Here is a 12468-nt window from a genome sequence, read left to right as displayed (position 1 = left end):
ACCAGTTCGCTGTAGGTGTGGAAGTCGATCCGCCCCCCAGACCCCCCCTGTCGCGCTTCGCGCTCGTCCTCAAACGCCGGACGGGCTGGTTTCTTCTCGCGGCGTCACAGCAGGCCCGCCCCCGCCAGGTACTTCCCGACCCGCTCCACCTCCCCCTCCGCCAACGGAATCTGTGGCTCCGCCGTGGCCGGGCAGGCGATGATGCCCCGGAGGTGCAGCGCCGCCTTGAAGGCGCCGAGGGCCGAGGAGCTGCCGCCCATGCGGGTGGGGTCGCCGACGTTCACCATGCCGAAGAGGGCGCACAGGCGCTCCTGTTCGGCGCGGGCGCCGTCCCCGTCGCCCTCCTGGCAGAGGCGGAAGAGGCGGACGTACCCGGCCGGATCCACGTTCGCGAGGCCGGGCACCGCCCCGTCCGCGCCCAGGGCGAGGGCCGAGTCGACGACGACCTCGGAGCCGGTGAGGGCGGTGAAGCCGGTGATGTCGGGGTGGGCGCGGGCACCGGTGACGACGGTGCGGAAGGCGCCGAGGTCGCCGCTGGAGTCCTTGAGGCCGGCCAGTACGCCGTCCGCGGCGAGCTCCAGGACCAGCTCGGCGCTCAGCTTGGTGTGGACGGAGGTGGGAAGGTCGTAGGCGAAGACGGGCACCGGGACGCGCGCCGCGACAAGGCGGAAGTGGCGGGAGATCTCCGCCGGGTGGGTGCGGGTGTAGAAGGGGGCGGTGACGACGATCGCGTCCGCGCCCGCGGCGGTGACGGCGGCGGCGTGGTCCAGGACGCGCGGGGTCGTCATGTCGATCGCGCCCGCCAGGACGGGGAGCCTGCCCGCGACATGCCCGGCCGCCGTCTCCACCACCAGCCGGCGCTGCGCGTCCGTCAGATACGCCGCCTCCGAGGTCGAGCCGAGGACGAAAAGGCCGTGCACCCCGCCGTCCACCAGATGGTCCACGAGCCTGATGAGTGAGGGGACGTCCACCTCGCGTTCCGGTGTCAGGGGAGTGCAGACGGGCGGTACGACACCGGTCAGCGGGGCGGGGAAGGTCATGAAGGCTCCCTGATGTGCTGCTGGAACGGAACGTCGGCCATGGCGGTGGCCGGGGCGGCGGACTCGGCCTGCGCGACCAGCGCGCGCGTCGACTGACCCTCCGCCACAGGATGGTGGCACCGGTAGCGGTGAACCGGGGTCGACGCGGCCGCGAAGTCGGGCATCTTCGCGGCGCATTCCTCGTCCGCCTTCCAGCAGCGGGTACGGAACGGGCAGCCGCTCGGCGGCCGGGTCGCCGAGGGGACGGGGCCGACCAGGGGAATCGGGTCGATGGGGTCGAGAAGGCCCGGGGTCGCGGAGAAGAGGGCCCGCGTGTACGGGTGGCGGGAGCCGTCGGTGACCTCGGCGGCCGGTGATTCCTCCACGATCCGGCCGAGGTACATCGTGATCACCCGGTCGCTCATCCGCCGTACCGTCTGGATGTCGTGCGAGACGAACACCAGGGCCAGTCCGAGACGCTCCTTCAGATCGAGGAGGAGATTCAGGATCTGGGCGCGGACCGACACGTCGAGCGCGCTGGTCGGCTCGTCGGCCACCACCAGGTCCGGGTCGAGGGCGAGAGCGCGGGCGATGGCCACGCGTTGGCGCTGTCCGCCGGAAAGCTGCCCTGGCAGGGCGTCCGCGAGGGCGCGCGGCAGACCGACAAGTGACATCAACTCGCGTACGCGGTCGGCTCGTTCAGGTGACGTGCCGCGCCGGTGCACGTCCAGCGGATCGCGCAGGATCTGCCGTACGGACAGCCGGCGGTTCAGAGCCGTGGACGGGTCCTGGAAGATCATGCCGGTGCTGCTGCCGACGGCCGTGCGCCGCTCGTCCGGCTTCATGGACCACAGGTCCCGGCCGCGGAAGGTCACCGTGCCGGACGTCGGCCGCTGAACACCCACCAGCACCTTCGCGAGCGTCGACTTGCCGCAGCCGGACTCCCCGACGACACCGACCGTCTCGCCGGGCGCGACGCTGAGATCGGCGCCGGTGAGCGCGTACACCTTGTCCCGGGTGAACAGGCCGCCGCTGCGGGCCCTGTGGACGACGTGTGCGTCGGCCAGCTGCACCAGCGTGTTCACGTGACGGCCTCGCTCTCGGTGGTCACCAGGTCGACCGCCGGGTGATGGCAGGCCGCCGTGTGCGTGGGTGTGCCCAGCAGATCCGGTGCCGTCGTGCGGCACACCTCGCTCGCCATCGGGCAGCGGTCCGCGAAGCGGCAGCCCGCCGGGAAGTCGGCGGGGGAGGGCACGACCCCCTTGATCTGGGTCATGCGTTCGGCCCCGGACTCCAGCGAGAGCACGCTGCCGAGCAGTCCGCGCGTGTAGTGGTGGGCCGGTGCCTCCACCAGGTCCGCCGTCACGCCCGTCTCGACGATCTGCCCGCCGTACATCACGACCACCCGGTCGGTGACCGCCGATACCAGTGCCAGGTCGTGCGAGACGAGGATCAGCGCGAAGTCCAGCTCCGCGCGCAGTCGCAGCAGCAGCTCGATGACCTGCGCCTGGACCGTCACGTCCAGGGCCGTCGTCGGTTCGTCGGCGATGATCAGCCGGGGGCTGCGGGACAGGGCCATGGCGATCAGGACGCGCTGGCGCTGGCCGCCGGACAGTTCGTGGGGGTAGCTGCGCAGAGTGCGTTCGGGATCGAGGCCGACCAGTTCCAGCAACTCGGTGGCCGTACGCTTGCCGCCCCGGCGTATCACCTGCATCAGCTGCGCGCGGATCGTCATCGCCGGGTTCAGGGAGGACAGTGCGTCCTGGTAGATCATCGCCATCTCGTGGCCCAGCAGCCGGCGACGTACACGCATCGGCTCGCCGATCAACTGCCGCTGCGCGAACCGGACATGACCACGGACGCGCGCGCCCTTCGGCTCCAGACCCATCACCGTCAGCGCCGTCAGTGACTTGCCGCAGCCCGACTCCCCGACCAGGCCGAGGACTTCACCGGGCAGCACCTCGAAGCTGATGCCGTCGACGATGTCCACACCCCCGTGACGGACGTCGAAGCCGATGGCCAGGTTCTCGACGGTGAGCACGGGCTGACCGGAGGGGAGCGGCCGGGCCCGTGAGCGCAGGCGCGCGGCGGCCTCCGTCAGCCCCGGCAGCTCGAGGACCTTCCCGCTGCCGGGCTCCGGCGCCTCGAGGCGGTCCTCCGTCGCGGGCGCGGACACCTCCCTGGCCGCCGGTGCCGCCCACGCGTCGGAGACACCCTCGGAGAGGATGTTCAGCGACAGTACGGTGATCAGCATCAGCAGGCCCGGGAAGACCGTGGCCCACCAGCCGCCGGTCAGCACCATGTTCTTGCCGTCGGCGATGACGCTGCCCCAGGACGGGTCCGGGGGCCGTACGCCCGCGCCGATGAAGGACAGCGACGCCTCGAAGACGATGGCCTCCGCGACCTGCACGGTGCAGAACACCAGCACGGGAGCCGCGCAGTTGACGGCCACATGACGCAGCACGATGTGCGGGGTACGCGCGCCGATCACGCGCTCCGCCGTCACATAGTCCTCGCCGTACTGGTCGAGGACGTTCGCCCGTACGACCCGTGCGACGGGCGGTGTGAACAGGAACGCGATCGCGCAGACCAGTACGGTGATGCCGCCGCCGAACACGGCGACGAGGACGGCGGCGAGCGCGATACCGGGGAACGCCATCACGACGTCCAGGCAGCGCATCAGCGTCTCGTCGACGGCCTTGCGGGAGGTCGCCGCGAGGGCGCCGAGGAGCGCTCCCACCACCAGGGCGAGCGCGGTGGCGCCGAGGCCGATCGCGAGGGACCAGCGGGCCCCGTACATCAGACGGCTGAGGATGTCCCGGCCGAGGCTGTCCTGCCCCATCCAGTGCCCGGCGGACGGATGCCCGCTGCCGTCCACCGGCGCCTGCTGGTCCAGCGGGTCGTGCGGGGCGAGCAGCGGCGCGCACAGCGCCACCAGCACCACGACGGCCAGGAAGCAGACGGCGACACGGGAGATCAGCGGCAGCCGGCGCCAGCCCCGCAGGCGGATGCCCGGACGGGAGAGAACCTCCGCGAGACGCGTACGAGTGGTCATGTGGTCGCATCCCTCAGTCGCGGGTTGACCAGCAGATACAGGATGTCGATGACGAGGTTGACGACCACGAAGCCGGTGGCCGTGGTCAGGACGACGCCCTGCACGACCGCCGGGTCACCGTTCTTCACGGCGTCGATCATCAGCTTCCCCATGCCCGGCAGCGAGAAGATCGTCTCGATGACGACCGCGCCGCCGAGCAGATAGCCCACCCGCAGGCCCAGCACGGTGAGCGGGTTGATCAGGGCGTTGCGCAGGACGTTCCGCCCGACGACGACCCGGGGCGGCAGACCGCTGCCGATCGCCGTCCGTACGTAGTCCTTGTCCAGCTCCTCGACCACCGAGGTGCGCACGATCCGGGTGAGCTGCGCGGCGACCGGCAGGGAGAGAGCGAGCGCGGGCAGGGCCATGGTCTTCAGCCAGCCGGTCAGTGAGTCGGCCGGATTGATGTAGCCGCCGGTGGGGAACCAGCCCTGGTCGACGGCCAGGTACTGGATCATCAGCAGCGCCAGCCAGAAACCCGGCGCCGCCACACCCGTCAGCGAGACGACGCGGATGATCTGGTCGGGCAGCCGGTCGCGGTAGATCGCGGCGGTGACACCGCCGAGCAGCGAGAGCACCACGGCGATGCCGAGCCCCAGGAAGGTGAGCTGGAGGGTCAGCGGCAGCGCGGTGGTGACCTGGTCGAGGACCGATCCCCTGGTCAGTGCGCTGGTGCCCATGTCGCCGTGGAGCAGGTCGCCCACGAAGTGGACGTAGCGCACCGGGAGGGGATCCAGCAGCCCGTTCTGCTCCCGGAAGTCGTGCAGTTGCTGCGGCGTCGGATTGGCGCCCTGAAAGAACGCGGACGCCGGATCGACGTCGGAGAACCGCATCACGAAGAACACGAACAGGACGATCCCGAGCATCAGCGGCACGAGCAGCGCGACGCGGCGCAGCAGGATCCTGGCGATGGCGACCACGTGCGAACTCCCCGACGCCTAGACCCACTTGGCTTGCAGCAGATTGATACCCGGATACGGCTGTGCCCTTATCCCCGTGAGCTTCTTCGGATTCCACGCGGTCATCAGCTCGTTGTGCACGACCGGGTAGAGCACGGCCTGCTCGGCGACGATGTCGATGTAATCCTGGATCATCGTCTTCTTCCTGTCGGCGTCCGGCTCCCGCGTCGCCTGGTCCATGTCCTTGAAGAGCTTCTTGGCCACGGAGTCGCCGGACCAGCGGGCGTAGCCCATCCACAGGTTCTGGGGGCCGTAGTTGTAGTGCATGATCAGGTCGGCGTCCAGCCCGAACTGATTGGGATTCGAGGCGGCGGCGACGACCTGGTAGTCCTGCTTCTGGTCCATCTTGGTGAAGACGGCCGTGGTCTCCTGCGGCGAGAGCGTGGTCTGCACGCCGATCGCGTCCCAGGACGCCTTGATGGTCGGCAGACAGTCCACGATCCAGCTGACGTTCACCGACAGGATCTCGATCTTCAGCCCCTTGACCCCGGCCTCCTTCAGAAGCCGCTTCGCCTTCTCCGGGTCATACGCGTAGACGGTCTTCGCCGGCCGGTAGCTGGGGTTGCCCTCGTTGAGGAACGAAGTCGACGCCTTTCCATGGCCCTTGAGGGCGACCTCGACCATCTTGCCGGTGTCGATGGCGTAGTGCAGGGCCTGGCGGACCCGTACGTCGTCGAAGGGTTTGTGCTGGGTGTTGAACATGAGGAAGAGGTTGTTCATGCCCGCGCCGCCCTGGACGGTCATGCCGCCCTTCTTGAGCTGCTCGATGTTGGCGTACGGGATGTTGTCGGCGATCTGCGCGCCGGCGGAGGACCCCGAGATCTTCGCGACGCGGGGCGCGGCGTCCACTATGGTCAGCCAGTTCATCTTCTTGAACGCGGGCTTGCGCGGCCCGTTGTAGGCGGCGAACGCCTCGAAGGTGGTGTTCGACTTCGGGTGGTGCGCGGTCTGCCGGTACGGCCCCGAGCCGATCGCCTTGCCCTTGATCGCGTCGTCCCAGGCGCCCGGCTGGGAGAAGATGTGCTTCGGCATGATCTTCGCGAGAGTGAGCCGCGAAATCCCCTCCGGGAAAGGGAACTTCAGGACCAGCTCCACGTTCTGCGCGTCGATCTTGCGGACCTCCTTCAGCCAGCTCGCGAAGAAGCCCTTGGCGAGGGTCTGGGTCTTCGGGTCGAGGATCCGGTCGAAGACGAAGACCACGTCGTCGGCGGTGACCGGCTTTCCGTCGTGGAAGGTGGCCCCGGCCCGCAGCGTGAACTTCCAGGACGTGCCGCTGAGGTCGGAGGGCACCTCGGTGGCGAGCGCGGCGTACGGCTCGCGGGAGATCGGGTCGGTGTCGAGCAGGCCCTCGTAGATGTGGTTGTTGGCGGCCATGCAGAAGGCGGACGCCGTCTGCGTCGGATCCCAGCTGCCGTCGTTCCCGTAGCCGATGACCGCCGTCAGGGTGGCGTTCTTGCCGCCGCCTCCGCCGCCCGTGTCGTTCGTGGACTCCGGCCCGGACGAGCAGGCGGCCAGCGACGAGGAGAGGGCGGCGGCCGCACCGAGGGCGCCGGTGTACTTCAGGAACGACCGGCGGTGCAGCGCCGGAGTGTGGGTCACGTCGCGCACGGTTCCTCCAGGAGATACGACGTCCTACGTCATGGGGAGCAGCGTGACCATAGGAGGGGCCGTCGGGGCGGTCAAGGGCTCCGACACGAATGGCGTATCTTCCACAGGTGCGACCAATGACGGTGTGAAACAAGGGTAGTTGGCGGCGGTTGGCGTTTAATCAGCCCGGAGGTGGGACGTCGGATGTCCAGCGAGCGTACGATGCGGCGCATGTCTGAGGAGACCGGGAACCGGCGTAGGCCCGAGCGCCGGGTGAGCAGCCAGATCCAGCGCGAGGTCATGCAGCTGATCCTCGACCGCAAACTCCCGGCCGGTGCGCCGCTGCCCACCGAGACCGAGCTGATGACCGACCTCGGCGTGAGCCGCAACTCCGTCCGCGAGGCCCTCAAGGCCCTGCAGGCGCTCGACATAGTCGAGATCAGACACGGTTACGGCACCTACGTCGGCGAGGTCTCGATGACGCCGCTGGTCGACGGCCTCACCTTCCGCACGCTCGCCCGCCCGGACGACCCGACCGGCGCGCTGGCGGAGATCCTCCAGGTCCGCGAGGTCCTGGAGGAAGGGCTGATCAGCCGGGTCGCGGCCACGCTCTCCGAGACGGAACTCGACCGCCTCGAATCCGTCGTCACGGAGATGGAGGCGGCGGGCCGCGACAGCCGCTCCTTCCCCGAACTCGACAGCGAGTTCCACGAGTTGCTGTACGCCTCCCTCGGCAACCCGCTCGTGCCCCAGCTCCTCGGCGCCTTCTGGACCGTCTTCCGCCGCGTCGCCGCCGTCCGCGGCTGGACCGAGGACACCACCCCCGAGGTGACGGCCCGCCGCCACCGCGACATCCTCACCGCACTGCGGGCACGAGACGTCGAGGGCGCGCAACGGGCGATGGCCGACCACTTCCGCGGGATCGAGGCACGGGCGGCTCAGGGGGCGCGAGGGGTGAGCTGAGCGCTCCTAGCCTGTCCGGCGTTTGAGGACGAGCGCGAAGCGCGACAGGGGGGTCTGGGGGCGGAGCCCCCAGGTACGGCGGAGGTCCCCCCCCCGCTCGAGCGAAGCCGAGAGTGGGGAGGGTAGGGGCGGAGGGGGCGCTGTATTCATCAGCGACTTCGCCGCGTGCCCCCGGGGCCCGCACACCGGCACACCCGCGGGAGGACCCCGAGCCCGCCCTACCCTGGCCCCATGGCCGACACCGAGACCTGGAACCCGACCGGCGCGGGGGTGCTGCGCCTGCCCTCCGGCCGGCTGGTACGGGGCCGCGCCCTGCGCCGACCGCTCCCGCCCGACGCCCCGGCACCGACGTACGCCGTGTATCTCCTCGGCAGCAAGCCCCCCGAAGTCCCCTGGGGGGCCTACTGGTTGCGCTGGCCGGACTTCCGCCTCCCCGCCGACCGCGACCAGGCCCGCACGGTACTCACCGAGGCCTGGAAACGAGCGGCCGCCGACCGCGTCGAGATCGCCTGCGGCGGCGGCCGGGGCCGCACCGGCACGGCCCTGGCCTGCCTCGCCGTCCTCGACGGAGTTCCGCCGGAGGAGGCGGTGGCGTATGTACGCCGCCACTACGACCGCCACGCGGTGGAGACGCCGTGGCAGCGCGGGTATGTACGCCGCTTCTGCCGGACCTAGGGACGGGCGGCGCGGGCGTGAGCGACGCGCAACCGCCTACGCGTCGAGATCCTCCGCGTAGTGCTCGATCGCGCGCCGGTAGGCCTGGATCCGGGGATCGGTACTGGTCGCGGCCAGGACCTTCAGGAGGGTGGCCACGGCTTCCCGGAGTTCGCCTGTGTTGCGGGCGGCGCGGTTACTCCGTCACGGCGCCGACGAACGCCGTCCAGGCGAGGGGGTTGACCAGCAGAACGGGGCCGTCCGGGACCTTGCTGTCGCGGACGGGGACGACGCCGGGGATCCCTTGGGCTACCTCGACGCAGTCGCCGCCCTCGCCGTTGCTGTAGGTGCTCTTGCGCCAGCGGGCGGCGCCTACGAAGTCGTACGCGACCTCAACGCAGTCGCCGCCGTTGTCGTCGCTGTAGGTGCTCTTGCGCCACTGAGCCGTGCTCAGGTCGTACTCGCGCATCGTCTGTGGTCCTCCGCCGCCGATTCGATCAGGGCCAGGGACGCCTCCGGCGACAGCGCGGCGGCCCTGAGCAGATCGTATGCCCCGTGTACGCGCTTCACTAGGGCCGGATCGTCGAGCAGGTTCCCCGAATACACAGCCTCTGTATAGGCAGTTGGAGGAGCGTCCTCGAACTCGAAGAGCCGGACCATACGGCCCATGAGGGGGTACGCCCCTGCCGACGTCGGCAGCACCTGTACCAGCATCTTCTTCTGTCGCACCAGCTCCGCGATGTGGTCCAGCTGGTAAGTCATCAAGGCTTCGCTACCGACCGGAATCCGCAGCACCTGCTCGTGCAGGATCACCCAATACACGGGCCGTGTAGCGCCGTCCAGGATCTGAGCCCGCTCCATGCGAGCCGCTACCTTCTCGTCGATGTGGGCGTCGGTGGCAAACGGGTTGCTCGCCAGCGTCACTGCCCGCGTGTACGCGGCCGTCTGCAGAAGCCCCGGCACAAGCGTAGGCGCGAACTCGGCAATCTTCGTTGCCGTCCGCTCAAGCTCCACCACCTCCGCGAAATAATCCGCGTACCGTGTGTCATCGATCAGCTTGCGCCACATCCGCTCGAAAAAGCCTCCGCTTTGTAAGAGCGAGTCGATCCGTTGCGCCACATCCAACTGCGGTTTCCGAATGGCCTGTTCGAACTGGCCGATGTAACCCCCGGAGACGAAAACGCGTGCCCCTAACTCCACCTGAGTGAAACCCGCCTCCTCCCGGCGGCGTTTCAGCTCAGCCCCGAAGAACTCCCACGCCGCCTGCCGCGAACCGTTGGCCACAGGCCAACCCCCTTTCGCTGCGCCGCACTTGTAGAGGACAGACTCCTGCCGAGTGTAGGTGCGGAGCGTCACGCTGGAGACGCAAAGCGTGAAACTCAAAAGGACAGGGGAGCAGGGTGAAGGAAGAACACGCACCACTCGGGGGACGACACTCGGCGCACTGCGTCGAAGAGGCGGAGGAAACCGTGAAGGATTTGCGGACGGCGCTCGCCCACGCCGGAATTACGTTGCCGTCACTGCGGATCGACCCGGCGACTTTGGCGCGCGAGGCACCCTGTCCGCTGGTGCAATTGGGCGGCTGTTCCGTCGAGGTCGCCGCCCGGCTCGCGGCGGCCCTGCGATGAAGCCGCCGATCGGCTCGTACGCCGTGGACACCCGCACGGGAAAGGTCGGCATGGTCATGGGGCACGAGGGGCCCTACGTACAGCTCAGGGCGCTCGGCGGCGGCAAGGAGTGGGACTGCGACCCGGACGCCGTCCGGCGAGCGACCGCGGCGGAGCGGCTCAGCGCGGCGACGGCGTACGCCAACGCACGCAGCCGCGGCGAGGTCCCTTGAAGGGGGCCCGGCCCAAAGGAGCCCATCCGGGCCGGGGCGCGGCCGTCGTAGGCGAGAATGGACCCCATGAGTCTGTTCCGCGACGACGGCATCGTGCTGCGCACCCAGAAGCTGGGTGAGGCGGACCGGATCATCACCTTGCTCACGCGCAGTCACGGGCGGGTACGGGCCGTAGCGCGCGGTGTCCGGCGGACCAAGTCCAAGTTCGGGGCGCGGCTGGAGCCCTTCTCGCATGTGGACGTGCAGTTCTTCGCGCGCGGGAGCGAGCTGATCGGGCGCGGACTGCCGCTGTGCACGCAGAGCGAGACGATCTCTCCGTACGGTGGCGGAATCGTCACCGACTACGCCCGGTACACCGCCGGGACGGCCATGCTGGAGACCGCCGAGCGGTTCACCGATCACGAGGGGGAGCCCGCCGTACAGCAGTATCTGCTGCTGGTCGGCGGGCTCCGCACCCTCGCCCGCGGTGAGCACGAGCCGCATCTCGTGCTCGACGCCTTCCTGCTGCGCTCCCTCGCCGTGAACGGCTACGCGCCCAGCTTCAGCGCCTGCGCGAAGTGCGGGATGCCGGGACCGAATCGGTTCTTCTCGGTCGCCGCGGGAGGTTCCGTCTGCGTCGACTGCCGGGTGCCCGGCAGCGTCGTACCCTCGCCTCAGGCCCTCGAACTCCTCGGCGCGCTGCTCACGGGAGACTGGGAGACCGCGGACGCGTGCGAGCCGCGGCACGTCCGGGAGGGCAGCGGGCTGGTGTCCGCCTATCTGCACTGGCATCTGGAACGCGGACTGCGTTCCCTTCGTTACGTAGAGAAGTAAGCAAGTAAGAGGGAGACGAGAAGCACATGGTCGTACGCGGGATCCTGGGCCGCCAGCGCCGCGAGTACAAGACGCCGGAACCGCACCCGTCCGGTGCCCGCGCGCCCAAACTCCCCGGCGAGCTGATCCCCAACCATGTGGCGGTCGTCATGGACGGGAACGGCCGGTGGGCCAAGGAGCGCGGGCTGCCGCGCACCGAGGGGCACCGGGTCGGCGAGGGCGTCGTCATGGACGTCCTCAAGGGCTGCATCGAGATGGGCGTGAAGAACCTCTCCCTGTACGCCTTCTCGACGGAGAACTGGAAGCGGTCCCCGGAAGAGGTCCGCTTCCTGATGAACTTCAACCGGGACGTCATCCGGCGCCGGCGCGATGAGATGGACGAGCTGGGGATCCGGATCCGCTGGGTCGGCCGCATGCCCAAGCTGTGGAAGTCCGTCGTCCAGGAGCTCCAGGTCGCCCAGGAGCAGACCACGAAGAACGACGCGATGACCTTGTACTTCTGCGTCAACTACGGCGGGCGGGCCGAGCTCGCGGACGCGGCGAAGGCCATGGCCGCCGACGTCGCCGCCGGCAAGCTCGACCCCGACAAGGTCTCCGAGAAGACCATCCAGAAGTACCTGTACTACCCGGACATGCCGGACGTCGACCTTTTCCTCCGGCCCAGCGGCGAGCAGCGCACTTCCAACTACCTGCTCTGGCAGTCGAGTTACGCCGAGATGGTCTTCCAGGACGTGCTGTGGCCCGACTTCGACCGGCGTGATCTGTGGCGCGCCTGTGTCGAGTACGCCTCCCGCGACCGCCGCTTCGGCGGGGCGGTTCCCAACGAGGAGCTCCTCGCGATGGAGCAGGCCATGAGGGGCGACGGGTCGTAACCGCGGCCGCGGCGCTGTCACCCCCTGCCGCTACGATCACGGCTCATCACCACTGAACTGGGGAGGGGCCGTGGTCGAGGACCAGGGTGCGGGGCAGCAGGAGTTGCAGGGAGCGGACACGGTCGGGCTGGAGTACCGGCCGACCGTCGGGGACTTCGCGTCGGCGTTCAGAGCGCGCAGAGGCGTCAGCCAGGCGAGCCGAAGACAGTTCTGGATACTTGGCTGCTTCGCCGTCCTGTTCGCCCTGCAGATGGCGGCCCATCTGGCCGGAGGTGAGGCGGCGCCGTTCCCCCTGTTCGTCGGGATGTTCGTCTACGGCCTCCTGATCCTGCTCACGCCCTGGCTCCAGGCCCGCCAGTTCCACCGTTTCGCGGAGCGCATGGGCACCTTCCGCGTGACCGTGACGGAGAGCGGGGTGACGGTGACCAGCGACAACACCACGGCGTCGGTCAACTGGGCCGCCCAGTCCCGCTACCGGGAGACGGCGGATGTCTTCGTCATGTTCAGCCCCGACAAGAACGCCATCGCCTTCACCGTGCTGCCCAAGCGCGCCGTGGCCGCCCCGGCGGACGTGGAAAGGCTGCGGACGATCCTCGACCGCAACATCTCCCGGGTGTGACCCGCCGGGCGTCATGATCACGGCCCGGCCGACCGGCCCACTGCGGCG

Annotated in this window: 14 protein-coding genes; 7 read left to right on the top strand and 7 right to left on the bottom strand. The window is 69.4% G+C overall.

Features of this window, described 5'->3' with window-relative positions; translation table 11 throughout:
* Positions 1-104 precede the first annotated feature (104 nt).
* Genes AB0D27_RS28120 through AB0D27_RS28100 form a run of 5 tightly spaced genes read right to left on the bottom strand, consistent with a single transcriptional unit; the run spans position 105 to position 6680 of the window.
* Positions 105-1040: a dihydrodipicolinate synthase family protein gene (locus AB0D27_RS28120; RefSeq protein ID WP_362514326.1), complete on the bottom strand. Its 936-nt coding sequence runs from the start codon at positions 1038-1040 to the stop codon at positions 105-107.
* Entirely contained in the window at positions 1037-2104 is a 1068-nt protein-coding gene (locus AB0D27_RS28115; RefSeq protein ID WP_362514323.1) for an ABC transporter ATP-binding protein, read from the bottom strand. Before AB0D27_RS28115 ends, AB0D27_RS28120 begins: the two co-directional genes overlap by 4 nt.
* A complete protein-coding gene (locus AB0D27_RS28110; RefSeq protein ID WP_362514320.1) occupies positions 2101-4074 on the bottom strand; it encodes a dipeptide/oligopeptide/nickel ABC transporter permease/ATP-binding protein in 1974 nt (657 codons plus the stop codon). The genes AB0D27_RS28115 and AB0D27_RS28110 overlap by 4 nt, the downstream gene beginning before the upstream one ends.
* A complete protein-coding gene (locus tag AB0D27_RS28105; protein ID WP_362514317.1) occupies positions 4071-5033 on the bottom strand; it encodes an ABC transporter permease in 963 nt (320 codons plus the stop codon). The genes AB0D27_RS28110 and AB0D27_RS28105 overlap by 4 nt, the downstream gene beginning before the upstream one ends.
* Positions 5034-5051: 18 nt before the next feature.
* Complete coding sequence (locus tag AB0D27_RS28100) at positions 5052-6680, bottom strand: ABC transporter substrate-binding protein (protein WP_362514315.1); 1629 nt, start codon at positions 6678-6680, stop codon at positions 5052-5054.
* A gap of 201 nt (positions 6681-6881) precedes the next feature.
* Here AB0D27_RS28100 and AB0D27_RS28095 point away from each other — a divergent pair, with 201 nt between their 5' ends.
* Together AB0D27_RS28095 and AB0D27_RS28090 are read left to right on the top strand one after the other, a co-directional pair.
* A complete protein-coding gene (locus AB0D27_RS28095; protein WP_362514340.1) occupies positions 6882-7622 on the top strand; it encodes a FadR/GntR family transcriptional regulator in 741 nt (246 codons plus the stop codon).
* A gap of 231 nt (positions 7623-7853) precedes the next feature.
* Entirely contained in the window at positions 7854-8297 is a 444-nt protein-coding gene (locus tag AB0D27_RS28090; protein ID WP_362514312.1) for a protein phosphatase, read from the top strand.
* Between the two features lie 175 nt (positions 8298-8472).
* On the opposite strand, the gene AB0D27_RS28085 is transcribed toward AB0D27_RS28090, so the two are convergent.
* Together AB0D27_RS28085 and AB0D27_RS28080 are read right to left on the bottom strand one after the other, a co-directional pair.
* Positions 8473-8745, bottom strand: a complete 273-nt coding sequence (locus AB0D27_RS28085) for a DUF397 domain-containing protein (protein WP_362514310.1) — start codon at positions 8743-8745, stop codon at positions 8473-8475.
* A complete protein-coding gene (locus tag AB0D27_RS28080) occupies positions 8727-9560 on the bottom strand; it encodes a helix-turn-helix transcriptional regulator (protein ID WP_362514307.1) in 834 nt (277 codons plus the stop codon). Before AB0D27_RS28080 ends, AB0D27_RS28085 begins: the two co-directional genes overlap by 19 nt.
* 116 nt (positions 9561-9676) lie before the next feature.
* Here AB0D27_RS28080 and AB0D27_RS28075 point away from each other — a divergent pair, with 116 nt between their 5' ends.
* From AB0D27_RS28075 to AB0D27_RS28055, 5 genes are all read left to right on the top strand, one after another.
* A complete protein-coding gene (locus AB0D27_RS28075; protein ID WP_362514305.1) occupies positions 9677-9904 on the top strand; it encodes a hypothetical protein in 228 nt (75 codons plus the stop codon).
* A complete protein-coding gene (locus tag AB0D27_RS28070) occupies positions 9901-10116 on the top strand; it encodes a hypothetical protein (protein WP_362514302.1) in 216 nt (71 codons plus the stop codon). The genes AB0D27_RS28075 and AB0D27_RS28070 overlap by 4 nt, the downstream gene beginning before the upstream one ends.
* Before the next feature lie 66 nt (positions 10117-10182).
* Positions 10183-10929 carry a DNA repair protein RecO gene (recO, locus tag AB0D27_RS28065; RefSeq protein WP_362514299.1) on the top strand — a complete coding sequence of 249 codons (747 nt, stop codon included), beginning with the start codon at positions 10183-10185 and terminating at the stop codon, positions 10927-10929.
* 26 nt (positions 10930-10955) lie between these two features.
* Complete coding sequence (locus tag AB0D27_RS28060; protein WP_362514296.1) at positions 10956-11801, top strand: isoprenyl transferase; 846 nt, start codon at positions 10956-10958, stop codon at positions 11799-11801.
* A 70-nt stretch (positions 11802-11871) separates the two neighbouring features.
* A complete protein-coding gene (locus tag AB0D27_RS28055) occupies positions 11872-12420 on the top strand; it encodes a YcxB family protein (protein ID WP_362514293.1) in 549 nt (182 codons plus the stop codon).
* The last annotated feature ends 48 nt before the right edge of the window (positions 12421-12468 follow it).

Source organism: Streptomyces sp. NPDC048415 (genome assembly GCF_040651675.1).
In the GTDB taxonomy this organism is placed as follows: domain Bacteria; phylum Actinomycetota; class Actinomycetes; order Streptomycetales; family Streptomycetaceae; genus Streptomyces.
The sequence above is the reverse complement of the archived record's forward strand: the minus strand, read 5'-3'. Positions and strand labels throughout refer to the sequence as shown.

What these genes read in the sequence shown, in the direction of transcription:
- AB0D27_RS28120 (WP_362514326.1), bottom strand. Translation starts at nt 1,040, where the DNA reads ATGACCTTCCCCGCCCCGCTGACCGGTGTCGTACCGCCCGTCTGCACT.
- AB0D27_RS28110 (WP_362514320.1), bottom strand. Translation starts at nt 4,074, where the DNA reads ATGACCACTCGTACGCGTCTCGCGGAGGTTCTCTCCCGTCCGGGCATC.
- AB0D27_RS28095 (WP_362514340.1), top strand. Translation starts at nt 6,882, where the DNA reads ATGCGGCGCATGTCTGAGGAGACCGGGAACCGGCGTAGGCCCGAGCGC.
- AB0D27_RS28090 (WP_362514312.1), top strand. Translation starts at nt 7,854, where the DNA reads ATGGCCGACACCGAGACCTGGAACCCGACCGGCGCGGGGGTGCTGCGC.
- AB0D27_RS28085 (WP_362514310.1), bottom strand. Translation starts at nt 8,745, where the DNA reads ATGCGCGAGTACGACCTGAGCACGGCTCAGTGGCGCAAGAGCACCTAC.
- AB0D27_RS28070 (WP_362514302.1), top strand. Translation starts at nt 9,901, where the DNA reads ATGAAGCCGCCGATCGGCTCGTACGCCGTGGACACCCGCACGGGAAAG.
- recO (WP_362514299.1), top strand. Translation starts at nt 10,183, where the DNA reads ATGAGTCTGTTCCGCGACGACGGCATCGTGCTGCGCACCCAGAAGCTG.
- AB0D27_RS28060 (WP_362514296.1), top strand. Translation starts at nt 10,956, where the DNA reads ATGGTCGTACGCGGGATCCTGGGCCGCCAGCGCCGCGAGTACAAGACG.